The following is a 23,754-nucleotide window of genomic DNA, read 5'->3' on the forward strand; positions in this document are numbered from 1 at the left end:
CGTTCGAAAGGCCCTGCAGTGTCCGAAGAATTCAATCCGTTCGCTTTCGAGGGTCTGACGTACGACGACGTTCTCCTGTTGCCCGGCCCCACTGATGTGATTCCGTCCGAGGCCGACACCAGCTCACGCTTGACCCGCCGAATCACCGTGCAGACCCCGCTGCTCTCCGCCGCCATGGACACCGTGACCGAGTCCCGGATGGCCATCGCCATGGCCCGTCAGGGCGGACTGGGCGTCATCCACCGCAATCTCTCCATCACGGACCAGGCCGAGCACGTGGACCGGGTCAAGCGCAGCGAATCCGGCATGATCACCAACCCGGTGACCATCGCACCGGACGCCACGCTGGCCGAACTGGACGAGCTCTGCTTTAATTACCGCGTTTCCGGGCTGCCGGTGGTGGACTCCGAGGGCAAGCTGTTGGGCATCTGCACCAACCGCGACACCCGCTTTGTGCCCCGCGCCGACTACCCGACCACCAAGGTGCACGAGGTGATGACCTCGATGCCGCTGATCACCGGCAGGGTCGGCATCAGCCGTCCCGACGTGATCGAACTGCTGGGCAAGAACCGAATCGAAAAGCTGCCGCTGGTGGACGATGCCGGCATTCTGCAGGGCCTCATCACGGTCAAGGACTTCGACAAGGCGGAGCAGTACCCGCTGGCTACCAAGGACGACGACGGCCGGCTGCGCGTCGGCGCCGCCGTCGGCTTCTTCGGTGACGGCTACGAGCGTGCGATGACCATGATCGAGGCCGGCGTGGACGTGCTGGTGGTGGACACCGCCAACGGGCACAGCCAGGGCGTGCTGGACATGATCGCCCGGCTCAAGAAGGATCCCGCCGCGGCCCACGTGGACGTCATCGGCGGCCAGGCAGCCACCCGCGAGGGTGCGCAGGCTTTGGTCGACGCCGGTGCCGACGCCATCAAGGTGGGTGTGGGCCCCGGCTCCATCTGCACCACCCGCGTGGTGGCCGGCGTGGGTGTCCCGCAGATCACCGCGATCTACGAGTCGGCCAAGGCAGCCATCCCGGCCGGCATCCCGGTGATTGCCGACGGCGGACTGCAGCACTCCGGCGACATTGGCAAGGCCCTCGTCGCCGGCGCCGACACCGTGATGCTCGGCTCGTTGCTGGCCGGTGCCGCCGAGTCCCCGGGTGACCTGGTGTTCGTCAACGGCAAGCAGTTCAAGGCCTACCGCGGCATGGGCTCCTTGGGCGCCATGCAGACCCGCGGCAAGAACACGTCCTTCTCCAAGGACCGCTACTTCCAGGCCGATGTGCCGGACGACGAAAAGCTGATCCCGGAAGGCATTGAAGGCCAGGTGCCGTACCGCGGACCGCTGTCGGCCGTGGCACACCAGCTGGTCGGCGGCTTGCGTCAGACCATGTTCTACACCGGCGCGCGCAACATTGCCGAGCTGAAGGCCAAGGGCAAGTTCGTCCGGATCACCGCGGCAGGCCTGAAGGAATCCCACCCGCACGACATCATGATGACCGTGGAGGCACCCAACTACAAGCGGTAGTCGCACCGCTCACGACGGCGCCGTTCCCCGCAACCAGGGGAGCGGCGCCTCTCGCGTTAACCTAGCGGCGGGACTTTCGCCGGCGCTTAGACACCTCCCTCGTTCCTCGGTCGGCGATGCGCGCCTACACGAAAGTCCCGCCGCTCCACGTGATGTTGTGAGACGGGCTGCGACCATCCACGGGTGTGGACGGGACAGCGCATGGGCGCGTGGTCACCGGCGTGCATGCGGCCACGGACCGCGAGGCGGGTGAGCCAACGGAGTCGACGTCGGAAGAACACAAGCGCGATGATCACGATGGCCGCAAGGTCAGGCCAGCGCGGTGCCGGCCAGTTATCAGGCGCGGGCGGATACGCCCCCTCGGACAACCCGGCGGCTCGCTCGAAATGATTACGTGAGGAGGGAAACAGTGCACCGTCGATGATGTACGCGGCCGGAAAGGCGAACGGGCCGGCGAGCACGGTGCCGACGGCCCACTGGTCGACGTGCCGCGACTCATGCCTGGCGAGATTCTCCTCCTCGGTCCGGCTCTGGGAAAAGTTCGGGCCGTAGCGGACATACTGGCCCTCGTCGCCGATGCCGTACCCGTAGACGCTCAACGGGCCCCATGGTGCTACCGGCGGCATCCACGCAACGAACACGTCGCCGAGCATCGTCCCGCCACCGCTGGTTCGCGGCGGGTGCCAGAACATGACCAACAGGGATGGTCCAGAGCACGATTCCATATCCAGGCTGTGTCCGGTCAGGACTCCGACGCCGCTGATCGGGGCGACCAGGAAATTGCGCGTGACGCGCCAAGGAGTCGGCGGCAAAATCTGCAGCCTCGGCTCGGGCTTGATCAGCCCGTCGGCAGTGATGTGGCTGTGGCAGACGATCTGCGGGGAGAGTCCCTCCAGCAGGCGGGCCCCAGCCCCCGCCACGAGGAGGGCCGCCACCACAAAGACGACAATACCGCGCACTCGCTGATGGAAAGCGCAAACGGTACAGGAGGCGGCTTTCCGCAACCGGCGCGAACGCAGGGAGGGCATGGACCAGATCAGCCCGGCGATGCCAAAACACAGGGCGGACGCCAAGCCACCCGCCAACCCTCGCGTGCGCTCAACGGATTGCCGGTTTCTTCCTCCCATGACTGCCCACTTCCCGCTCCGGCTGCCTGCGGCCGACCCAGCGGCAACCGTGAAGAGACTGGGGGGGTCCGGGGCGCTTGCCTGCCATGCGGCAGGTTGAGCGTACCGCCAGCGCTGGCACGACACCAGCAGCCGAAAGAGGGCCGCCCGGCAGCCGACGCCACGGCTGGCGAAAGACCTGTCCCTGCCCGTCCAAACGGTGAAGCGTTCCAGCAGTGGGATAACCTAGAGCCGTGACTTACGAGATTGAAATTGGCCGTGGCAAGCGTGGGCGCCGAGCCTACTCCCTCGATGACGTGGCGATCGTCCCGTCGCGCCGTACGCGCGATCCGAAGGACGTCTCGGTCAGCTGGCAGATCGACGCGTACAAGTTTGACGCTCCGGTGATCGCCGCGCCGATGGACTCGGTGATGTCGCCGGCCACCGCCATTGCCCTGGGCAAGCTCGGCGCCCTCGGCGTGCTTAATCTCGAAGGATTGTGGACCCGGTACGAGGATCCCATGCCGGTGCTGGATGAAATCAGCGACCTTGGCACGGAAAATTTTAGCCCGGCCGCCACCAAGCGGATGCAGGAGCTCTACTCGGCGCCGGTCCAGCCGGAACTGATCACGTCCCGCCTGGCCGAGATCCGCGAAGCCGGTGTCACCGTGGCGGGCTCGCTGACCCCGCAGCGCACCCAGGAGCACTACAAGACGGTGCTGGCCGCCGGCGTGGACATCTTCGTGATCCGCGGCACCACGGTTTCAGCAGAGCATGTGTCCAAGACGCAGGAGCCGCTGAACCTGAAGCAGTTCATCTACGAGCTGGATGTGCCGGTGATCGTCGGCGGCGCGGCCGGCTACACGCCGGCCCTGCACCTGATGCGCACCGGCGCGGCCGGCGTGCTGGTGGGCTTTGGCGGGGGAGCGACCACCACCACGCGCCGTGCGCTGGGCATCCACGCACCGATGGCTTCGGCGATTTCCGATGTGGCTGCCGCACGGCGGGACTACATGGATGAATCCGGCGGCCGCTATGTGCATGTGATTGCCGACGGCGGACTGGGCTTCAGCGGCGACATCGTCAAGGCCATCGCCATGGGAGCCGACGCCGTCATGCTCGGTTCCGCGCTGGCCCGGGCCGAAGAAGCGCCCGGCCGCGGCTGGCACTGGGGCCAGGAGGCCCACCACGACGAGCTGCCGCGCGGAGACCGCGTGAATGTGGGCACCGTGGGTCCGCTGGAGCGGGTGCTGCACGGACCGTCGAACCACACGGACGGCACCTCCAACCTGGTGGGAGCGCTGCGCCGGTCGATGGCCACCACCGGGTATTCGGACCTGAAGGAGTTCCAGCGCTGCGAAGTGGTGCTGGCCCCGATCCAGCCCGGCGACTGATCCCGATCATGGAAGGCTGACGCGATGACCACCGGTGCCCTGAGCCCAGCAAGCCGCGAGCAGTCGCTCGCCGCTTTGCGCGCCACCGTGGAACGCGGCGCCGAACTGGACGTGCTGATCGTCGGGGGAGGCGTGGTCGGTGCCGGCGCGGCACTGGACGCGGTGACCCGCGGGCTGGACGTGGGCATCGTGGAGGCGCGGGACTGGGCCTCGGGAACGTCGTCGCGGTCTTCCAAACTGATCCACGGCGGGCTGCGGTATCTGGAGATGCTGGACTTCGCCCTGGTGCGTGAAGCGCTGCAGGAACGCGGGCTGCTGCTGGAGCGCATTGCCCCGCACTTGGTGCGGCCGGTGCCGTTCCTGTATCCGCTGACCAAGCGGTTCGTGGAGCGGCCCTACGTGGGCGCGGGCGTGGCCCTGTACGACACCTTGGCGGCGGCCACGGGGCGCGGACGCGGCGTGCCCTTCCACAAACATTTGTCCCGGCGCGGGACCCTCCGGGCGGCACCCAGCCTGAAGAAGGACGCCATGGTGGGGTCCGTCCGCTACTACGATGCGCAGGTTGACGACGCCCGGCTGGTGGTGAACCTGGTCCGCACGGCCGCCGCCTACGGAGCGCAGGCGGTCAACCGGTTGGCGGTCATCGACTTCCTGCGCGAGGGCGAACGCGTGGTCGGTGCCCGGGTGCGCAACCAAGAGGACGGCAGCGAGTTCGATATCCGTGCCAAGCAGGTGGTCAATGCCACCGGGGTCTGGACCGACGAAACCCAAGCGATGGTGACCGAACGCGGCCAGTTGAGCGTCCGCGCGTCCAAGGGAATCCACTTGGTGGTGCCGCGGGACCGGTTCCAGTCCACGGTGGGACTGATCCTGCGCACAGAAAAATCCGTGCTCTTCGTGATTCCCTGGGGCCGGCACTGGATCATCGGCACCACCGACACGGACTGGAACCTGGACAAGGCCCATCCGGCGGCCTCGTCCGAGGACATCGACTACCTGCTGGAACGCGTCAACCAAGTGCTGCAGCGCCCGCTCACCCGGGAAGACGTCGAAGGCGTCTACGCCGGACTCCGGCCGCTGCTGGCCGGTGAAAACGATTCCACCGCCAAACTCTCGCGCGAACACGTAGTGGCTCACCCGGTCCCCGGCCTGGTGGTGGTGGCCGGCGGCAAGTACACCACCTACCGGGTGATGGCCAGGGACGCCGTGGACGAAGCCGCGCGGGCACTGGACGAGCGGGTGCCGCCAAGCTGCACCGACACCATCCCGCTGCTCGGCGCGTCCGGTTTCAAAGCCGCGTGGAACCAACGCAGCCGCACCGCCGACCGGACCGGCATCCATGTGGCCCGGGTGGAGCACCTGCTCAACCGCTTCGGCTCCATGGCCGGCGACGTGCTGGACATCATCACCGAACGGCCCGAGCTGGCCGAACCGCTGCCGGGCGCGGACGACTATCTGGCCGCCGAAGTGGTCTATGCGACCACGCACGAGGGAGCCCGGCACATTCACGATGTGCTCACGCGCCGGACCCGGATCTCCATCGAGGCCTGGGACCGCGGCGTCTCGGCCGCGCCGGTGGTGGCCAACCTGATGGCACCGATCCTGGGCTGGAGCGAGGCTCAGGTGGAGCGCGAGGTTAAGCATTATCTGGCCCGGGTGGAAGCTGAACGGCTCAGCCAGGAGCAGCCCGACGACGTGTCGGCAGACAGTGCCCGGATGGGCGTCGACGACATCGTTCCGCTGGCTTAACGACGCAGGGACCGCCCGCGGCCGACCCCGGCGTGGATTCGTTTTCTACAGGCGAGCGAAGTACCTTTAAAGGGTGCTCAAGACTGCCCTGAAACCCCGCTGGATAGCGGCTCTGGTGCTTGCGCTGGCGCTGTCCACGGTGTTTGTGCTGCTGAGCCAGTGGCAGTTTTCCGCCTCCCAGAGCAAACCGCCGCCGCCCCCGGGCGAGACGGAAACCGTCAAGCCGCTGACCGATGTCTTCAAGCCGGGCATCCCGATGATGGCCACCACGGCGGACCAGATGGTCAGCGTAACAGGCAGCTTTGTCCCCGGTTCCCAGGTGCTGGTCCAGGGCCGTCTGCAGGACGGTGACAACGGCCTGTGGGTGGTGGACGCCCTCGCCGTGGACGGCGTCAAGCAGTTCCGTGAAGACGTGGTCATCCCCGTGGTGCGCGGCTGGATCAAGAATCCGGCGGATGCCGTTCCCGCCCCGGAAGGCGAGGCCACCGTCGTCGGCCGCCTGCTGCCCACCGAGGCGCCGCTGCCCGGAGCCCGGCCCGCCGGGCAGGTTGCATCGCTCTCGGTGGCCGAGCTGATCAACCGCTGGGATGTCCCGAGCTACTCCGGCTTCCTGGTCGGTACCGGTTTCACCGTTGCCGGCAAAGACCTGGGCACCGCGACCGACGGCACGGCCATGCAGCCGGTGGTCGTCGACCCGCAGCCGCAGGAAACACCGGTCAACTGGATGAACATTTTCTACGCGGTGGAATGGGTGGTGTTCGCCGGCTTCGCCATCTTCCTCTGGTGGCGGCTGGTGGCCGACGACTATCGCCGCGACCTGGAGGACGCCGAAGACGCGGCCGCAGAGGCCCGCTCCACCGCAGAAGCCGAACGCGGCGCCGCGGCTGGCCCGGCAGCGCCTCATCCCGGTGACGAAGACGGCGCCGATCAGACCAGACCCAGCAACACACCCCACGCAACGAGGTAGTCCACGTGACAGACAACGCTCCAGACCGTTCCGCCGTACCGCTCCAGCGCCCCGCCAAGCGCCGCTTCGCCGGAACGCCCGCCCAGATCCGCTCCGCCCTGACGTTCTACAAGGTCACCTCCTACATCACCGGCATCATGTTGTTGCTTCTCTGCGCGGAGATGGTGCTGCGTTACGGTTTCAATCTGTTCCTGTTTGCCAACGCCACTAACACGCTGACCGGGGAGACGTTCGCGCTCGGCCTGGCGCAGGCCGAACCGTCGGTGATCGAAGGCGTGAACCTTTCCATCGCGGTGCTGGTGGCGCACGGATGGCTGTACGTGCTGTACCTGATTGCGGACTTCCGGCTGTGGTCGCTGATGCGCTGGCCGTTCACCAGGTTCGTGCTGATCGCGCTCGGCGGCGTGATCCCGTTCCTGTCCATCATTCTGGAGCGCAAGGTGCACCGCGAGGTGGAGGAAGAACTGGCCGCCCACCCTGAAGCAGTCAAGCGCTACTGACCGAGGCAGCCACCGCCCTCAGGCGAGGAGCACGACGGCGGTGCGCACCGCCGTCGTGCCTTAACTCACGTTCGGCTGCCCGACGCCAAAGTGCGTGGCGCCGGGCACGGCGACTATCCTGTAGGGGTGACTACTCCTCCCCCCGCCACTACGGATCACCGGCCTGTCCTCGTTGTTGACTACGGGGCCCAGTACGCGCAGCTGATTGCCCGCCGCGTACGCGAAGCCAACGTGTACTCCGAAATCGTTCCGCACACCCTGTCCACCGAACAGCTGATGGCCAAGAATCCGGTGGCCATCATCCTCTCCGGCGGCCCTTCCAGCGTGTACGCCGAGGGCGCTCCGCGCATCGGCGCGGACCTGTTCGAAGCTGGCGTCCCGGTGTTCGGCATCTGCTACGGCTTCCAGGCCATGGCGAATGCTTTGGGCGGCACGGTGGAGAAGACCGGCCTGCGCGAGTACGGCGCCACGGACGCCACCGCCGTGGGGGAGGGACGTTCGATCCTGGCCGGAATCCCGGCCTCGCAGAACACCTGGATGAGCCACGGTGACTCGGTGCAGCAGGCACCCGAAGGCTTCGATGTGCTGGCCAGCACGGCCGGCGCCCCGGTAGCGGCGTTCGCCAACGAAGAGAAGAAGCTGTACGGCGTGCAGTGGCACCCGGAAGTCAAGCATTCCGCGCACGGCCAGCAGGTGCTGGAGAACTTCCTGTTCCGGGGCGCCGGGCTGGAGCCCAACTGGACCACCGGCAACATCGTGGAAGAGCAGGTGGAGCGCATCCGCGCCCAGATCGGCGATTCCCGGGTGATCTGCGGGCTGTCCGGCGGCGTTGATTCCGCCGTCGCCGCCGCCTTGGTGCAGCGCGCCGTCGGCGACCAGCTGACCTGTGTGTTCGTGGACCACGGACTCCTGCGCGAGGGCGAAGCCGAGCAGGTGGAACGCGACTTCGTCGCCGCCACCGGCGTGAAACTGTATGTTGCCAACGAGCAGCAGCGCTTCCTCTCCGCGCTGGCCGGGGTCACCGACCCGGAGACCAAGCGCAAGATCATCGGCCGCGAGTTCATCCGCGCCTTCGAAGCCGCCGAAAAGGCCGTCCTGGCCGAGGCGGCCGCCGAGGGCGAGTCGGTGAAGTTCCTGGTGCAGGGAACGCTGTACCCGGACGTGGTCGAATCCGGCGGCGGCGAAGGTGCCGCGAACATCAAGAGCCACCACAATGTGGGCGGGTTGCCCGAGGACCTGCAGTTCGAGCTGGTCGAGCCGCTGCGCACGCTGTTCAAGGACGAGGTCCGGGCCGTCGGCGCGCAGCTCGGACTGCCGGCCGAGATCGTCGGCCGCCAGCCGTTCCCCGGACCGGGCCTGGGCATCCGCATCATCGGCGAAGTCACGCAGGAACGGCTGGACCTGCTGCGCAAGGCCGACGCTATCGCCCGGGCGGAGCTCACCGCCGCCGGCCTGGACCAGGAAGTCTGGCAGATGCCGGTGGTCCTGCTGGCCGACGTGCGCAGCGTGGGCGTGCAGGGCGACGGCCGCACCTACGGGCACCCGATCGTGCTCCGTCCGGTCTCCTCCGAGGACGCCATGACCGCCGACTGGTCGCGCCTTCCCTACGACCTGCTGGCCAGAATCTCCAACCGGATCACCAACGAAGTCGACGGGGTCAACCGCGTAGTGCTCGACGTGACGAGCAAGCCGCCGGGAACCATCGAGTGGGAGTAGCCACAACGGGCCACCGCTGCCTACCCGCCGCACAGCCGCGGGTCCACTGCACAGCAAATTCGCCGAGGCAGTGTTGCGGTCGCCCGTTTGGCGTTTAAAGTCCGATACCTTGAGTGACATGCCGTTGTGGTCGAGGCAAGTAGCCGAGAGTGAAGTAAAGGGGGCAGCCGTGTCGCTGGCCAGCGTAGCTGAGGCTGCTGAAGACGTTGTCGCATCGTGGCTGGAGAACCTGGGCGATGTGGTCGGGTCCGACACCTTGCTGCGGTTCGCTCCCACGTCGTCGAACAGCATCGACCTGACGCACGCCCACCCTTCCGGCCTGGCCCAGTTGCTGGCCGGACGCCGCACCCGCCTCTCCACCTTGTTGCGCGATCCAAACCAATACGCTGCTGCGATGCGTACCGCGCGCAGCTTGCGGGCCAAGATCTTGGAGCTGGGCTCCGAACGCGGCATCGACGTCGGCTATCTGGCCGCGGGCACCGCGTCCTGGCGGGTTCCCGAAGTCGGCCGGTCGGAGGCGCTGAACGCCCCGGTAATGCTGACGCCGGTGGCGCTGACGGTGCGCCCCAGCCAGGACGACTTCGAGCTGCAGCTGGCCGACCGCGCCCGGCTGAACCCTGCACTGGTGCGTCATTTGTCCGCCGAGCAGGGGATCGGCATCGATGCCGAGGCAACCGCCCGGTTGGCCTACGGCACTGCCCGCCTTGATCCGCATCCGGTGTTGGAGCGGCTGCGCCTGCTCACCGCCGACGTGCGGAACATGACCATCGAACACCATTTTCTGGTGTCCACCTTCGCCGATCTGGAGGCCGTGACCGATCCGGTCCTGATCGATGCGGGACACCCGGTGATCCAGGCCCTCGCCGAAGCAGGCGCCGGTTCCGAGGAAGCACGCCCCGCCGCTGGCGGTTTGGGCGCGGTGCCGGTGCCGGAGGCGGAGCTGCCGCCGATCGACGAACGCGATCCTCAGGACGAGTTCCTGCTGCTCGACGCGGACACGGCGCAGCAGCAGGTGCTGGATTTGGTCCAGGCCGGGCACTCGCTGGTGGTCTCGACGCCGCCGGGCACCGGCCAGACCCAGACAGCGCTCAATGCCGCGGCGGCGCTCGCCTACGAGGGCAAGAGCGTGCTGGTGGTGGCGGAGCGGCGCGGCACACTGAACGAATTTGCGCAGCTGCTGGAGACCGTGGACTTGGGATCGCTGGCGTTGCGGCTCAGCGCAGACCTGACGCCCGACCAGCTGCGCCAGATACTGATCCGCGCCATCAGCCGCAGTGAAAAGGCGCAGGAGCCGCAGCTGCGGAAGCTGCACGCCACGCTCATCGACCACCGGCACAAGCTGCTGGACCACGTTAAGTCGCTGCATAATGTTCGCAGCCGCTGGCGCTGTTCGCCCTACCAGGCGATGCAATCGCTGGCAAAGCTCACCTCGCTCGATCCGGCACCGGCTACCACGGTCCGGCTGAAGCGTTCGGTGCTGGACAGCATCACCGACCGGGCCGAACTGGCGGCACGGCTGGTCCGCGCGGCCGAACTGGGCAGTTTCAGCAAATCCGCCACCACCAGTCCGTGGTTCGGTGCCAAGCTGCTCAACCGCAAGGAAACGGAAGACGCCCACCAGCTGGCCTCCGACCTGGCCAAGGACGTTCCGCAGCTGCGCACACGCATGAACACGGTGGCCGAGCATTCGCAGATCGCCCTCGCCGGGACATTCCGCGAGTGGGGCGAGCAGCTGCAGCTGCTGGTGCAGGTCCGCGGGAGCCTGGACAAGTTCACCCCGGACATCTTCGACCGGCCGGTCACCGACCTGATCTCGGCGACCGCGCCGAGTTCCTGGCGGCGGGACCGCGGGATCGAGATGAGCTCGATGACCCGCTCCCGGCTGCGCAAGGTGGCCAAGGAATACATCCGCCCGGGTGTGCACATCTCGGACCTGCACGAGTCCCTTTTTGAAGTGCAGCAGCAGCGGACCAAGTGGGCCGACTACGCTACCTCGCAGCGCCACCCCGCGGTTCCGTCCGGCCTGGCCGACCTGAACAGCTTTTATCGGGATGTGGCCGAACGACTGCAGAAGCTGGCCGCGTTGCTGGCACCGGTGCCGGAGGACCGTGCGCTGGTGGCCATGCCCGACGGCGAACTCCAGGAACAGCTCGACGCGTTGGCCGCGGACAAGGAAACGCTGATTAACCTGCCCGAACGGACGCTGCTGCTGGAGCAGATGCGTGAACACGGACTGGGCGAACTGTTGGATGACCTGGCCGAACGCCAAGTCGGTGCCGAGCAGGTCGGCGCCGAACTGGACCTGGCCTGGTGGCAGTCGGCGCTGGAAGCGATGATCAGCGGCGACGACTACCTGGCCATGTCGGACGGCGACAATCTGCGCAAGCTTGAGGCCGTCTACCGGCTCGCCGACAACGCGCACATCGCGTCCGGGCCCGCCCGGCTGCGCTGGGAACTGGCACAGAACTGGCGGCATTCGCTCAAAAGCAAGCCCAAGGCGGCTCACCGGTTGCGCGACCTGCTCAAGGCCGGCGAACCCACCCTGGCCGCGCTGGGACAGCAGTCGGAGTCCCTCGTGTCGGCGCTGCTGCCGATCTGGACGGCTTCCCCGTTGGTGCTGCCGCTGCTGCTGCCGGAAGGCAAGCACTTCGACGCCGTGATCGTCCTCGACGCCGAGGCCACCAGCCTGCCCTCGGCCCTCGCCGCGGTCTCCCGGGCGCATCAGGTGGTGGCGTTCGGCGACGGCGAGCTGGGCCGCGCCGCGCCCTTCGAAGTCAATGTGGACCGCCGGAACGATCCGGTCACCGGCGAGGCCCCGAAGCCGTTGACCAGCTGCTTCCACGCGCTCTCCGAGGTGCTGCCGGTGGTGCGGCTGACCACGGCGTACCGGGCAGTGGACCTGGACCTGACCCGGTCCTTGAGCGACAAGTTCTACGCGGGATCGCTGTCCCGGCTGCCCGGTGCCAGCTCCATCCGCGGCGGCGGCCTGGAAGTGGAATACCTGCCGGAGGGCACGGGCATGCCCGGCGCCGGCCACGAAGGCGTGGAGAGCGTTCCGGCCGAACTGAACCGCGTGGTGGATCTGGTCTTCGAGCACATCAGCCTGCGGCCGTCGCGGTCGCTGGCCGTGGTGACAGCCAGCGCCCGGCACGCGGCGCGGGTGGCGGAGGCCATCCGGCTGCAGATGCCCAACTACCCGTCGGCTATCAGTTTCTTCCAGCGCCGCCAAGAGCCGTTCCGGGTGGTTCCGGTGGAACGCGCATCCGGACTGGTCCGCGACGATGTGATCTTCTCGCTGGGCTTCGGCCGGACGCCGCACGGACGCGCGGTGCACGACTTCGGGCCGCTGTCGGCGCCGGGTGGACGCGCGCTCTTCGCGACCGCGGTGACCCGCTCCCGGCACTCGCTCCATGTGCTCAGCTGCTTCCGACCGGAGGACCTGGACCCGGAGCGGCTGCGGCACGGCGCGGTTGATTTCCACGACCTGCTGGACCGCCACCTCGGCGACGGCCGCTTCGTGGCATCCGAACTCTCGCCCGGGATCGACGACCCGCTGGTCGCCGACCTGGTGGAGCGAATCCGCAGCCGGGGCGCCCGAGTATGGGACCACTACTACGGGCTCATCGATATTGTGGCCAGCACGGGCACGGTACAGTATTCGCCGGAGGTTGAACCGGTGCTCCCGGTGGCCCTGGAATCGGACGGAACCCCGGAATACCGGCAACTGACCGTCCGGGAACGCAGCCGGCTGCGCCCGCAGCAGCTGGAACGGCTCGGCTGGCGGCCGCTGACGTTGTGGACCATCGAAGTGTTCACAGATCCGGAAAAATGCGCGGACCTGATCGGAGGCTACTTGGGACTGCAAAAGCCGGACGAACCGGTAGAGAAGGACAACCGTTCGGCCACTGCCCGACAGCCGGACCCGGCAGCGGAGCCAACCGCGCAGGAGCCGGCTGACCCCGCGGACGCAACGGAGGCCCCGGACGAGGCACAGGACGCCGGCCAGGAGAGGTTGCGGCCGCGCCGGGCAAGGCGCAGCGAGTCTCCGACGCTGCCGACCAAGGCGACAGAGGACGACCCGCAAGCCTGGGGCGACCGGGACGAAGACCGGGACGCCTGGCTGCGTGAGCAGCGTCCCCCGCACTGGGGCTAACCAGGAAACCGAGCCGTGAGGGAGCCGGCACCCCAACCGGGCTGTCAGCCGACCAGCACCAGGAAGATGTTGCCGCGGCTTGAGGCGCCAGCCAGGCTGGTGGCGTCCGACGGCGCTGCAGCCACCACCACCAGCCCGTCAGGTTCGGCTGAGCCGAGCAGCGTAGGCGAGGCACCGCCGTCGTCGGCTTTCCACAGCACCGGAACGGCGCGCGCCAAGACCGTCGATTCGGCTGGCTCCTCGAAGCCGTTGCCGCTGCTGAGGACGATGTCCACCAGTTGGCCGGGGGAGACCAGCTGGACGGTGGAGGGGTCTGCGGGCCGAACCGGTACGGCCACCGTCCCCTGAGGCGCACCTGCCAGCAGTCCCGGCCCGACTATTGACGTGTCGAAGACCGGAGCTCCTGACCGCAGGGCGGTGGCCAGACGCTGACCGACCAGCGGCACAGTGCTGTCTGCGGTTCCGTCCGGGACGGCACCTGCCGGCAGTTCGGCCAGTGCGAGGTCGTCCGCAGACAAGACGGTGCCGGCTGGCAGATCCGCCGCAGCCACCACCACGGCGTCAGTGGGTGCCGGCGCAGGGGTGAAGTGGTGGACCACTAGGGCAGCGGCGGCGCAGAGCAGCAGCGCGGCTAGCAAGCGGTAGTGCCGTCGGAGCAGCCGCCGCGGCATCACGGCGAGGCGGGCAGTGCGGGTAGTCGCTGCGGCATGGGGCATGCGGCCACGCTAGAACGGGTGGCCAAGGCGCCGGCAGTAGGCAGCACGACGCTGTGGATACAGCGCCGCCACTGCTGGGGTGTGTAGGAGAGACGGCAGGTCGCCGTCCGCGGCTGCCTAGCTGGCGGCCGCGGCGGGTGCCGGAGTTGGGGCTGCGGCAGGCTTGGCCGGTTCGGCGGCAGCCGGCTTGGCGGCCTCTGTGCCACCGCTGGAACCGGAGGATGCCGCGGGAACGGAGCTGGCCTTGGCGGCGTCGCGCGAGTCGGTGCGGTAGAAGCCCGAGCCCTTGAAAACGACGCCCACGCTGTTGAACTTCTTGCGCAGGTTGCCGCCGCATTCGGGGCAGACGGTCAGCGAATCGTCGCTAAAGGACTGCTGGATATCGAAGGCGTGGGTGCAGTCTTTGCAGGCGTAGGCGTACGTGGGCACTGTGGTTCCTCCTGAAACTCGGTCTGGAGCAGAACAGCGCCTGATGCAAAAGTTGGCACTCAAATGCTCCGAGTGCCAATTCTACACTGTGTTCTACACCGTCTGGCTACTGAACCACGTCCAGCCGTCCGGGGTGACTACACCATCCAGGGGTGCATCGAGTGCGGTGAACTCAAAGGTGCCGGAGGCGACCACTTCGTCGGAGTAGAAAAGCCCCACGATCATCGCGCGGTCGGCGCCGTCGGGCAGCGAGGCCAGGAACCGGTCATAGTAACCGCCGCCTTGGCCCATCCGGTTGCCCTCGGAGTCGACGGCGAGGCCAGGAATCAGCACCAATGGCAGACCGGCCATGATCTCCCGTCCGAAGCGCTCTCCGACGGGCTCGTCGACCCAGGCCCGGGGGCTGCGGGCCAACTCCACGCCGGTGTACCAGCGGGCCCAGCTGAGCCGGTAGCCCGGTTCGCAAATGGGGACGACTACGTCATAGCCGGCGTCCTCCAAGGCGGGCAGCAGCGCCCGCGTGGACGGTTCCGAACCGACGGAGATGTACGCCGGAACGGTGGTCCCGGCCGGGATCTTCAGCCGCTGCAGTCCGTCCAGCACCTGCTGCGCGATAGCACTTCCGGCCCGCAGCCGTTCCTCGGCGGGGCGCTCGCTGCGGCGGGTGCGGAAGAACGCACGGGCCGTCTCCTTGTCCATGCGGATCTGCTTCTCCATGGCCGCCATCGTAATTCCTTTCCCCGCAAATCGGCTTGCTGCGCAGCTTCGTTCGGTACTCTGAATCTATGACGTCTCATCGTGCGGTACGCAAAGCAGTCATTCCGGCGGCCGGCCTGGGAACCCGTTTCCTGCCCGCCACCAAGGCAATGCCTAAGGAGATGCTGCCCATAGTGGACAAGCCGGCCATCCAGTACGTGGTCGAAGAAGCCGTCCGCGCCAACCTGAGCGACGTCATGGTGATCACCGGACGCAACAAGCGGCCGTTGGAGGACCACTTTGACCGGGTCCCCAACATTGAGCAGATCCTGGAGGAGAAAGGCGACGTCGAAAAGCTCGCCGCCGTTCGGGCTGCCTCGGAACTGGCGGACATCCACTATCTGCGCCAGGGGGACCCGCTGGGACTCGGCCACGCAGTGCTGCGGGCGCGCCAACATGTGGGCCACGAGCCATTCGCGGTGCTGCTCGGCGACGACTTGATCGACGAACGCGACAACCTGCTGACCCAGATGATCGAGGTCCAGCAGCAAACCGGGGGTTCCGTGGTCGCCCTGATGGAAGTTGACCCGGCACAGATCAGTGCCTATGGTTGCGCCGACATCACCCCGGAGGGGGACGGCAGCTACGTGCGGATCAACGAACTGGTGGAGAAGCCTTCGCCGGACGAAGCGCCGTCCAATCTGGCGGTGATCGGCCGCTATGTGCTGCACCCGGATGTTTTCGACGTGCTGGAGGACACGAAGCCGGGTCGCGGCGGTGAAATCCAGTTGACGGACGCCCTGGAAGTGCTGGCCGGCCGGGAGGGCGAGGGCGGCGGCGTCTATGGCGTGGTCTTTACCGGCCGCCGTTACGACACCGGCGACAAGCTCAGCTATCTCAAGGCGGTGGTGACGATTGCCTCCGAGCGAGAGGATATCGGCACGGAACTGCGGGGCTGGCTGAAAGAATTCGTCGACGGCTCCTGCGACTGAGCTCCGCTCGACCGCTAAGAGCTTCACATGGTTTATGGCGCGGCGATCTGGCCGGCGACGCTCGAGTGCGGAGATTTGTCGCTGCGCCCCATCCGCTACCGGGACAGGCAGGAATGGATGGCTGTGCGGCGCCGCAATGCGCGGTGGCTGGAACCGTGGGAGGCCTCAAATCCGGCTCCGGGCGGCTATCTGCCCGGCTTTTCCGAGATGGTCCGCTCACTCAGGCACCAGGCACGAATGGCGATGGCCCTGCCCTGGGTCATCACGGAGCTGCAGCAGGGAAAGCCCAAGCCGGCGCTCATCGGGCAGCTCACTGTCTCCAGCATTACTTGGGGGTCCGCGATGTCCGCGACCTTGGGGTACTGGGTGGACGAGGCCTGCGCCGGCCGGGGGATAGCGCCGACGGCGGTGGCGATGGCTACCGACCACTGTTTCCAGACGCTGGGGCTGCATCGGATGGAGATCAATATCCGGCCGGAGAACCGGGCCAGCCTCCGCGTGGTGGAGAAGCTCGGTTTCCGGGACGAGGGCCTGCGCCCGCGCTACCTGCACATCAATGGCGCATGGGCAGACCACCGCAGCTTTGCGCTCACCGCCGAGGAAGTTCCCGGCGGCCTGCTGGCCCGCTGGCAGGAGTACGGGGACGTTGGGCTGACACCATAAAGCAGCGCAGGGCGGAATCGTTATCCGACACACCGGGAAGAATGCCGCATCCGGCATGCTTGAGCTCCTACGGTTTTGAGAGTGGACATTCAGAGCTCTGTGATCTTGGCGGTCATCGTTGGGCTGTGGTTTGTCTGGGTAGGACCGTACCTGCTCCGCGGAGGATTCCGTCCCGCGATGGCTGAACCGGCGCCGGGGCACGCAGCAGCACCACTAGTTTCACTACCCGCAACCGCCTCCAGCGGCAACCAGGGGATCATCATGGAATACAACGCACAGCCGGCACCGTCGACGTCCTCGCCCGTGCAGCAGCCCTCCCGGCAGCCCGAGTTCCGAATCCGCTACGGCCGGACCGCGCTGGCACTGACCGGAGCCGTTGCCCTTGTGGTTTTCGTCGCCGGTGGTGCACTTGCGCTGGCCGGCGCAGTTCCGGGCCAAGTCCCTGGCTTCGCGCTGCTGGCGGCCATCGCCGTCGTTGTCATTTTGCGCTCGCTGGCCATCCGCGACCGCAGGAACCGCGCGGCGGCACGTGCCGACCGGGCCGCCCGCACAATGTCGGCATCGCAGGCGGCCGGCATGAGGACTCCCAGCCGGCCCACCCAGCTGTTCGATGGTGCCGCCGCGGACGCCGAGGCGGCGCCGGAAGCCGCATCGGCAGCGCCGGCTCCGCTGACGTCCGCCGAGCTGCGCGAGCAAGCGTTGAAGGTGGCCGCAGAAGCCGGCGACACCGTTGCCCCGGCCCGGCCGTCCGGAACCCCCTGGCAGCCCGTGGACGTACCCAAACCGACCTATGTTGCCGCCGCCAAGGCCAACCGTCCGGCTCCCGCCCCGCTGCCGGCCCCCGAGGTCAAGAAGCCGCAGCAAAAGACATCCATCAAGCAGACAGTGGCACAGCGGACCGAAGAGGCAGCGGCGCAGCGGTCTGCGGAGGCTGCCGAGCAGCAGACCGAGGAAGCCGCTGCGGCGGCCGAGGCATCCGGCCAAGTGTCCGCCGCCAACCGGCTGAACCTGGACGACGTGTTGCAGCGTCGCCGGGCCTGACCTGCCCCAGATGTGCTGCGGCTCGCCCACCAGGGCGGGCCGCACTGCTTTCTACTCCGCAATAGCGGGCAGTGGCGGGCGCAATGGTGTGGAATGGAAGCATGGACGCACCGCATCAGGAGTTGATGGCCACGGAGACCGCCGGCATCGACCTGTTGGAAAGCCCGGGGATCCGCGAGCCGCTGGAACTGGCCGTGGCCAGGCTCGGCACCGTCGAGTCCTGGCGGTTGGCGAAACTTCAGCACCGTCCGGGGGCCGGTGCCACGGGCATTTATACCGTCCGGCTCCGGGGGACCGATGGCGGCGAACGGACGGAGTACGTCTGCATCACCACGGCGCCGGTACCCGAATGCGGGCTGCCGCTGGTGCGCCATGACAGCGAAACCGTCCCGCTGACCGCCTGGCTGTACCCGTCCGACCCGGTGCTGGCCGGGCTGCCGGCTGCCTGCGACCCGGCCGCCGTGGGGCGCAGCGTGTTCGGCGGGGGTGAAGCGGAGCTGAGGATGATCAGCTACCGCCCGCTGCGCCGGGCCGTGCTGGAAGCGGTGCAGGGTGGCCGCAAGGTCTTCCTCAAGGTAGTCCGTCCGGACCGGGCCGCCCAGCTGCTTCGCCGGCATCATTTGCTCGCCGACGCAGGCCTGCCTGTTCCCACCGCCACCGCCGGCCCGGCGGACGGCGTGGTGGTGCTGACTGAGGCGAAGGGAACTCCTTTGGCCCGGGCCATCATGAACGACGGCGCCGCGGCGCTGGCACCCGAAACCCTGCTCGACCTGTTGAAGTCCCTCCCGGCCGGCGTGTTGGAGCTCTCCCGGCGTCCGGCCTGGGCCGAGCGCGCCGCCGACTACGCCAAGGCGGCGGCAGCGGTGCTTCCCGACGAGCAGGACCGGATTTTTGCCCTCGCCGGCCGGGTGGAAGAGCTGCTGGCCGCCACGGATGCCGGCCCGGTGGTCCCCGCACACGGGGACTTCTACGAAGCAAACCTGCTGGTGGACGGCGGGCGGATCACCGGGCTGATGGACGTGGACTCGCTGGGTCCGGGCCACCTGGTGGACGACCTGGCCTGTTTCCTGGGGCACCTGGCCGTGCTGCCTGCGGTTCACGCCGGCTACGTGCATGTGCCGGCAGCCCTGAAGCGCTTCGCCGCGGTCTTCGACACCGTGGTTGACCCTGCCGGGCTGCGCGGCCGGGCCGCCGGCGTGGCACTGTCGCTGGTGGCCGGGGCCAAGACCGCGGGGGAGGGGGACAGCTGGCAGCAGGATGCCCTGCAGCGGCTTGCCATCGCCGAGGGGCTGGCCGCGGAGGCCTGAGGCCGCAGCCGTCAGTCGGTGCCGTCGGCCGCGGCGTCCGCAGCGCGCCGGGCAATGTCCGCTTCCACCGTCCTGCCAAGGTCGTCGAGCGCTGAGGCCAGCCCCAGATAGGCCGCCACCCGGAGCGTGCGGCCGACGTCGGGCTCCTGCAGCACCAGTTTGAACATCGGCACCGCGTCGTCGGCCCGGCCCATCTCGGCCAGGACGTGTGCGGCGAACAGTTCGGAATTGCCGGCCGAGGCTGCGTCATCTGCGGCCGAGTAGAGGTCAGCAGCGTGCAGCGCCGCCGAGACTGCCCCGGTGCCGTCCTCCAGCGCCCACAGTCCCCGTGCCCGTGTGTCGCTGTAGTCCGCCTCGTACCAGTGTGCCCCGTACTCGCGGGCCAAGTTGATCGCCTCGTCCAGGGCGCTCAGGCCGTCCGGGTCGCCGGACTCGCACAGCGCGTGGCCGAGGGCATGCAGTGCCTGCGGCAGCGCGGCGTCGTCGTCCTCGGCTTTGCGGGCGGCGGCTACCGCCGCTTCAAAGCAGACCAGCGCGTCCTTTTCGCGATCTTCCCGGGACAGCAGCGTGCCCGTTGCCAGCAGGCCGCGGGCTGCCTCGCCGAATTCACCGCCGTGGCTGAATTCGGCCACCGCGCGGCGCCAGCAATCCAGTGCCTCGGGAGTGCGTCCGGCATGCCGGTGGGCATGGCCCATGCTCATCAGGGCGCGGGCCACCTGCGGGTGCGGCGCCTTGGTCTGCTCCAGGCGCTGCAGCAGCTTGGACAGCACCTCGCCGGCGAGCTCATACTCTTCCGCCTCCAGCAGTTGGTTTCCCAGGGCCAGACGCAGGGTCAGCTCTTCCTGGACCTCACCGCGCTCAGCTTGCGCCACGGCTGCCTGCCAGGCCAGCACGGAGTCTTCATAGTCGCCCATCCCTGCACACAGTCGGGCCAGCACCACCGCCGCACTGATGGCGCCCTTGCGTACGCCGGCTGCAGCGTAGAGTTCCAGTGCCGTCAGCGCTTCCTCCAGCCCGGCCGCGCCCTCGCCGCCGGCCGCATTGGCCTTCAGCAGCCACATGCTGGCGGTGGTGGCACGGTTTCCCGGCAAGGCCAGCATCCGGTCGGCGGCCGCTGTGGCCCGTTCCGGCTGGTCGGCCTGCAGGTACGTATTGGCCAGATACATCAGGGCGCCGGACAAGCTGTCGGTCCGGCCGGCGCGTTCGTAGCCGGCCACCGCCTCCTCCAGCAGTGCGATCGCCCGCTTCGCCTCCCCCCGCCGGGAACGGACGACGGCGATGGCCAGCTGGACGTCCGACGTCACCGAGGCGGGGGCGTGGCTATCCATCAGGTGGGCCAGCTCGGCCTCCAGCAGCGGGAGGTCGTCGTCGCCGGCCTCGCGGAACAGGACGATTCCCAGCCGTTCACCCGCGGCAGCTTCTGCCGCCAGTCCGTTGCTCCGGAGCAGGTCAATCCGCGCCTGCAGATATTCAAGGGCCCGCCGCTGGTCACCGGCCAGCTGGTCGAGCGCAATCAGCACCGAGTAGAGGCCCAGCCGGACGTCCAGATCGGCGTCGGAGGACCGGGCCAGCCCGGCCTCTGCCAACGCCCGGGCGCTGGCATGGTTTTCCGCATAGGCGGCCTCATAGGCGCGGTCCAAACAGTCCCGGGCGGCTGCGGGGAACCGTGCAGGATCCGGCCCGGCGTTCTCCAGCACGGCGCGCAGCCGGTCGGCGATCAGGCCGCGGGGCATGGTGGCCGCGGAGTCAGGCACGGCGGCCCCGCTTCCGCAGCGCCGTGCCGTGGAACCTGGTTGCCCGATTGCCCATGATCTCAGTTCTAGCTGTCAACGGAGGTCGGCGCAATGCCCCTCCGGCTGCCCGCCGAGCGCAGGCAGCCGGAGTCATCAGGACACACCCGTGAGAGATGCACACAAGCCGTTGCAAAGATTTGCTTGCAAAGAACTCTTTGCAGGCGTATTGTGAAGGGCATGGAGCAGGATGGAACCCCGCGGACCCGAAGCGGGCACGGCAATGACCGCCATGTGGATGTGGTGTCGTTGAAGGCACTGGCCCACCCGCTTCGGATTCAGCTCCTCAACGCGCTGTCCCAATACGGCCCGGACACCGCCAGCGGACTGGCGGACCGGCTGGGCGAGTCCAGCGGAGCCACCAGCTATCACCTGCGCCAGCTGGCCAAGCACGATTTTGTGCGCGAGGTCGAAGGCCGCGGAACTGCTCGCCAACGCTGGTGGCGACGCACTCCCGGCAGCCTGACCATCAGCGCCAGCGAACTGGGCGGCAGCCCGGCCACCAAGGAAGCAACCCGTTTGGTCACCCGGGAATTCGAGCGCAGCCGGGCGGAGCTGCTGGCCGATTTCATGGCACACGGGACCGAACTGGTGCCGGAGGAATGGCTGGATGCGTCGGTGGTCAGCACGATCAACGTCCGGCTGACCCGTGAACAACTCGCTGATATTGCCGAACAAGCATCTGACTACGTCCGCAAACTGGCCGCACCTTATCTGGACCAGAATGCGGAGAGCACCGAAGGCGTCCGCCCGGTACAGCTCCACCTCAACGCTTTTCCGATCATCGACGTCCGCTCGGACCGGACGTCCGAACCCACCGAGAGCCCATCATGACCACCGTCCCCACCCAGCCGTACCGCCCGCCGTCGTCCTCTGGCTTCGACATCAGGACCTCGGCTTTCGAATCGTTCCTGATCCACTTAGGCCGCACGCTGATGACGGCCGGCGAGCACCGTGCCCGGCGGAAGGCAGCGCTGCGCCGGACGCCGCCGCGCCACGGCGCCCCGTCCGTGCTGCTGCTGGCCCACGAAGCCCTTCGGACCGATGCCCAAGCTGCAGCGCACAGCGGTATCCACGCCCGTTAGGCCGGGCCGCCGCCCTACACAGGCCGCCCTACACTGAAGGGATGGAGTTCGATACGCGGGTGGCCGCCTACGGCGTGATCGTCGCCGATGGAGCCGTGCTGCTGGCCCGCTGGACCGGTGCCGGCTGGCCCCGGTGGACGCTGCCCGGCGGCGGCCTGGAATACGGAGAAGACGCCGCAACCGGCGCCGTCCGGGAGATCCGCGAGGAGACCGGTTATTCCGCCGAACTCCAGCGGCTACTGGGCGTGGACAGCAAACACATCCCGGCTGAGAAACGGCTGCATGGGACCCGCCCACTGCACGCCTTCCGCGTGATCTACGCAGCCAGCGTGATCGACGGCGAACTCAAAGACGAGGCCGACGGGTCCACCGACCTGGCCCGGTGGATTCCGCTCGACCAGGTCCCGTCGCTGGACCGGGTCGACTTGGTGGATCTGGGGCTGCGGCTCCTCTATCCGGACGGTGTGCCGGCGGCCCATTCCGCAACCGACCGCTGAGCGCTATGCTGGTCCGGTTGCCGGGCCACGGTGCCCGCTGGGACTGATCGAGGAGGTGGATGTCATGAGCGTCATTTCCGCAGATGCCGCTGCCATCTCCAGCCCCGCCTCCCGCCACCGCTCCAGCCGCGGCTAGCAGCCGGAATATCCGGTCCGGAGGCCTCAGTTCCCGAGGTAACCGTCGTGACCGACACGTCCACACCGCATTCCCTGCTGTACAGCTACGGCTACACCGAACGCATCGCCGCACTGTTCAGGGACCAATTTCCCGATTTGAGACTCCGCCCTGCCCGGGTGGCGCGCACCGACCGAGGCCGCGTCCTGCTGGCTGCCGACAGCGGCCTATTGCATTTGGCTACCGCGGGGCTGCCGCAGCAGCCGGTCACCGGAGACTGGGTGGCGTACGACGCCGGCCGCCCGGCGTCCGCGGGCGGCCCCGCCATCGCCGGGCTGCTGCCGCGGTTTTCCGCGCTGTCCCGCAAACAGGCCTACGATCCGCTCTCGGCCAAACAGATCCTGGCCGCAAACATGGACATCATCGGCATCGCGGCGCCTTTCGACCGGCCGCTCTCGCCGAACCGGCTGGAACGGACGCTGGTGGCCGCCTGGGATTCGGGCGCTGTGCCGCTGGTGATCTTGACCAAGGCTGACCTCAGCGGCCAGCATGATGAGGTCGCCGCCCAGGTCGTGGAGCAGGCCGCCGGCGCCGAAGTCTTGACTACCAGCGCGGAAACGGGCGACGGCATAGATGCCCTGGCCGGGTATCTGGGCGCCGGCCGGTCCATGGCGTTGCTTGGACCCTCCGGCGCGGGCAAATCCAGCCTGATCAACGCGCTGGTGGGCAGGGATGTGCAGGACGCCGGAGCGGTCCGCGCCGGCGATGGCAAGGGCCGGCACACCACCACTGTGCGTGAACTCATCCCGCTGGGCAACGGCGCAGTGCTCATGGATACCCCCGGCATCCGCGGCTTCGCCCTGTGGGATGCGGAGGACGGGCTGGGGACAGTGTTCGAGGATATCGAAGAGCTGGCTCTCAGTTGCCGGTTCAACGACTGCGTCCATGATGCCGAGCCCGGCTGCGCCGTCCGGCAGGCGCTCGCCGACGGCAACCTGGCGCGGCGGCGCTGGGACAGCTACCGGAAGATGGAACGAGAATTGGCCAGCCTGCACCTGCGGCAGAGCGTGGCAGCGCAGCGCCGGACCGGCCGGCAGTTCGCCAAGCTCACCAAGGCGGCCGCGCAAGCCAAGGACTACCGCGGCCGCCGGTAACCGCGTGCAGGCGGGCCGCTGAGGTGATTAGACTCAGAGCCAGCACTTCTGCGGGCCCGCCGGCCGCAGGATCTCCCACGGAAGGTTCAGCATGACCGAGCCCATACAGCCGACTGCCCTTCCGGCTGACCAGTCGGCCGCCGTCGCCACGGCTGGGCAG

At 68.1% G+C, this 23,754-nt stretch carries 20 protein-coding genes; 15 read left to right on the top strand and 5 right to left on the bottom strand.

What is annotated here, in order from left to right:
* Positions 1-18: 18 nt before the first annotated feature.
* Positions 19-1,524 carry an IMP dehydrogenase gene (guaB, locus tag AC5RW2_RS07685; RefSeq protein ID WP_493940037.1) on the top strand — a complete coding sequence of 502 codons (1,506 nt, stop codon included), beginning with the start codon at positions 19-21 and terminating at the stop codon, positions 1,522-1,524.
* A gap of 86 nt (positions 1,525-1,610) precedes the next feature.
* On the opposite strand, the gene AC5RW2_RS07690 is transcribed toward guaB, so the two are convergent.
* Positions 1,611-2,483 (bottom strand): hypothetical protein, encoded by an 873-nt coding sequence (locus AC5RW2_RS07690; RefSeq protein ID WP_493949564.1) that lies wholly within the window; start codon positions 2,481-2,483, stop codon positions 1,611-1,613.
* A 401-nt stretch (positions 2,484-2,884) separates the two neighbouring features.
* Here AC5RW2_RS07690 and AC5RW2_RS07695 point away from each other — a divergent pair, with 401 nt between their 5' ends.
* The 6 genes from AC5RW2_RS07695 to AC5RW2_RS07720 all read left to right on the top strand — a co-directional run bounded on the left by AC5RW2_RS07695 (position 2,885) and on the right by AC5RW2_RS07720 (position 13,109).
* A complete protein-coding gene (locus tag AC5RW2_RS07695) occupies positions 2,885-4,024 on the top strand; it encodes a GuaB3 family IMP dehydrogenase-related protein (protein WP_493949565.1) in 1,140 nt (379 codons plus the stop codon).
* Between the two features lie 24 nt (positions 4,025-4,048).
* The gene (locus AC5RW2_RS07700) at positions 4,049-5,773 is read left to right on the top strand and encodes a glycerol-3-phosphate dehydrogenase/oxidase (RefSeq protein WP_493949566.1); all 1,725 of its coding nucleotides are present in this window, start codon (positions 4,049-4,051) and stop codon (positions 5,771-5,773) included.
* A gap of 73 nt (positions 5,774-5,846) precedes the next feature.
* The gene (locus AC5RW2_RS07705) at positions 5,847-6,740 is read left to right on the top strand and encodes an SURF1 family protein (RefSeq protein WP_493963046.1); all 894 of its coding nucleotides are present in this window, start codon (positions 5,847-5,849) and stop codon (positions 6,738-6,740) included.
* Between the two features lie 5 nt (positions 6,741-6,745).
* Entirely contained in the window at positions 6,746-7,240 is a 495-nt protein-coding gene (locus tag AC5RW2_RS07710) for a DUF3817 domain-containing protein (protein ID WP_493949568.1), read from the top strand.
* 126 nt (positions 7,241-7,366) lie between these two features.
* Entirely contained in the window at positions 7,367-8,956 is a 1,590-nt protein-coding gene (gene guaA, locus AC5RW2_RS07715; protein WP_493949569.1) for a glutamine-hydrolyzing GMP synthase, read from the top strand.
* 118 nt (positions 8,957-9,074) lie between these two features.
* Complete coding sequence (locus AC5RW2_RS07720; RefSeq protein ID WP_493950079.1) at positions 9,075-13,109, top strand: DUF4011 domain-containing protein; 4,035 nt, start codon at positions 9,075-9,077, stop codon at positions 13,107-13,109.
* A 44-nt stretch (positions 13,110-13,153) separates the two neighbouring features.
* Here the strand turns inward: AC5RW2_RS07720 and cpaB are convergent, their stop codons facing one another.
* From cpaB to AC5RW2_RS07735, 3 genes are all read right to left on the bottom strand, one after another.
* On the bottom strand, positions 13,154-13,825 hold the full coding sequence (gene cpaB, locus AC5RW2_RS07725) for a Flp pilus assembly protein CpaB (protein WP_493949570.1): 672 nt from the start codon (positions 13,823-13,825) through the stop codon (positions 13,154-13,156).
* 117 nt (positions 13,826-13,942) lie between these two features.
* Positions 13,943-14,254 carry an FmdB family zinc ribbon protein gene (locus AC5RW2_RS07730; RefSeq protein WP_493963045.1) on the bottom strand — a complete coding sequence of 104 codons (312 nt, stop codon included), beginning with the start codon at positions 14,252-14,254 and terminating at the stop codon, positions 13,943-13,945.
* 93 nt (positions 14,255-14,347) lie between these two features.
* Positions 14,348-14,971 (bottom strand): 5-formyltetrahydrofolate cyclo-ligase, encoded by a 624-nt coding sequence (locus AC5RW2_RS07735; protein ID WP_493963044.1) that lies wholly within the window; start codon positions 14,969-14,971, stop codon positions 14,348-14,350.
* A gap of 68 nt (positions 14,972-15,039) precedes the next feature.
* On the opposite strand from AC5RW2_RS07735, the gene galU reads away from it, so the two are divergent.
* The 4 genes from galU (at position 15,040) to AC5RW2_RS07755 (ending at position 18,953) form a co-directional block, all read left to right on the top strand.
* Complete coding sequence (galU, locus tag AC5RW2_RS07740) at positions 15,040-15,942, top strand: UTP--glucose-1-phosphate uridylyltransferase GalU (protein ID WP_493949573.1); 903 nt, start codon at positions 15,040-15,042, stop codon at positions 15,940-15,942.
* A gap of 27 nt (positions 15,943-15,969) precedes the next feature.
* Positions 15,970-16,605 (top strand): GNAT family N-acetyltransferase, encoded by a 636-nt coding sequence (locus tag AC5RW2_RS07745; protein ID WP_493949574.1) that lies wholly within the window; start codon positions 15,970-15,972, stop codon positions 16,603-16,605.
* Positions 16,606-16,866: 261 nt separating this feature from the next.
* Complete coding sequence (locus tag AC5RW2_RS07750) at positions 16,867-17,646, top strand: hypothetical protein (protein WP_494073895.1); 780 nt, start codon at positions 16,867-16,869, stop codon at positions 17,644-17,646.
* Between the two features lie 101 nt (positions 17,647-17,747).
* Positions 17,748-18,953, top strand: coding sequence for an aminoglycoside phosphotransferase family protein (locus AC5RW2_RS07755; RefSeq protein WP_493963042.1), 1,206 nt, complete (start codon positions 17,748-17,750; stop codon positions 18,951-18,953).
* An 11-nt stretch (positions 18,954-18,964) separates the two neighbouring features.
* Here the strand turns inward: AC5RW2_RS07755 and AC5RW2_RS07760 are convergent, their stop codons facing one another.
* Entirely contained in the window at positions 18,965-20,707 is a 1,743-nt protein-coding gene (locus AC5RW2_RS07760) for a tetratricopeptide repeat protein (protein WP_493949577.1), read from the bottom strand.
* Positions 20,708-20,923: 216 nt separating this feature from the next.
* Here AC5RW2_RS07760 and AC5RW2_RS07765 point away from each other — a divergent pair, with 216 nt between their 5' ends.
* The 4 genes from AC5RW2_RS07765 (at position 20,924) to rsgA (ending at position 23,594) form a co-directional block, all read left to right on the top strand.
* A complete protein-coding gene (locus AC5RW2_RS07765) occupies positions 20,924-21,577 on the top strand; it encodes a helix-turn-helix domain-containing protein (RefSeq protein WP_493963041.1) in 654 nt (217 codons plus the stop codon).
* Positions 21,574-21,828: a hypothetical protein gene (locus tag AC5RW2_RS07770; RefSeq protein ID WP_493949579.1), complete on the top strand. Its 255-nt coding sequence runs from the start codon at positions 21,574-21,576 to the stop codon at positions 21,826-21,828. The genes AC5RW2_RS07765 and AC5RW2_RS07770 overlap by 4 nt, the downstream gene beginning before the upstream one ends.
* A 41-nt stretch (positions 21,829-21,869) precedes the next feature.
* Positions 21,870-22,325, top strand: a complete 456-nt coding sequence (locus AC5RW2_RS07775) for an NUDIX hydrolase (RefSeq protein WP_493963040.1) — start codon at positions 21,870-21,872, stop codon at positions 22,323-22,325.
* A gap of 183 nt (positions 22,326-22,508) precedes the next feature.
* The gene (gene rsgA / locus AC5RW2_RS07780; protein ID WP_493963039.1) at positions 22,509-23,594 is read left to right on the top strand and encodes a ribosome small subunit-dependent GTPase A; all 1,086 of its coding nucleotides are present in this window, start codon (positions 22,509-22,511) and stop codon (positions 23,592-23,594) included.
* The last annotated feature ends 160 nt before the right edge of the window (positions 23,595-23,754 follow it).

The organism is Arthrobacter sp. B0316-1-20 (assembly GCF_059091865.1).

Coding starts and splice junctions, on each gene's coding strand:
- AC5RW2_RS07700 (WP_493949566.1), top strand. CDS start 4,049: ATGACCACCGGTGCCCTGAGCCCAGCAAGCCGCGAGCAGTCGCTCGCC.
- AC5RW2_RS07750 (WP_494073895.1), top strand. CDS start 16,867: ATGGAATACAACGCACAGCCGGCACCGTCGACGTCCTCGCCCGTGCAG.
- AC5RW2_RS07745 (WP_493949574.1), top strand. CDS start 15,970: ATGGTTTATGGCGCGGCGATCTGGCCGGCGACGCTCGAGTGCGGAGAT.
- AC5RW2_RS07755 (WP_493963042.1), top strand. CDS start 17,748: ATGGACGCACCGCATCAGGAGTTGATGGCCACGGAGACCGCCGGCATC.
- cpaB (WP_493949570.1), bottom strand. CDS start 13,825: ATGCCCCATGCCGCAGCGACTACCCGCACTGCCCGCCTCGCCGTGATG.
- AC5RW2_RS07720 (WP_493950079.1), top strand. CDS start 9,075: ATGCCGTTGTGGTCGAGGCAAGTAGCCGAGAGTGAAGTAAAGGGGGCA.
- AC5RW2_RS07765 (WP_493963041.1), top strand. CDS start 20,924: ATGGAGCAGGATGGAACCCCGCGGACCCGAAGCGGGCACGGCAATGAC.
- galU (WP_493949573.1), top strand. CDS start 15,040: ATGACGTCTCATCGTGCGGTACGCAAAGCAGTCATTCCGGCGGCCGGC.
- AC5RW2_RS07775 (WP_493963040.1), top strand. CDS start 21,870: ATGGAGTTCGATACGCGGGTGGCCGCCTACGGCGTGATCGTCGCCGAT.
- AC5RW2_RS07735 (WP_493963044.1), bottom strand. CDS start 14,971: ATGGAGAAGCAGATCCGCATGGACAAGGAGACGGCCCGTGCGTTCTTC.
- AC5RW2_RS07770 (WP_493949579.1), top strand. CDS start 21,574: ATGACCACCGTCCCCACCCAGCCGTACCGCCCGCCGTCGTCCTCTGGC.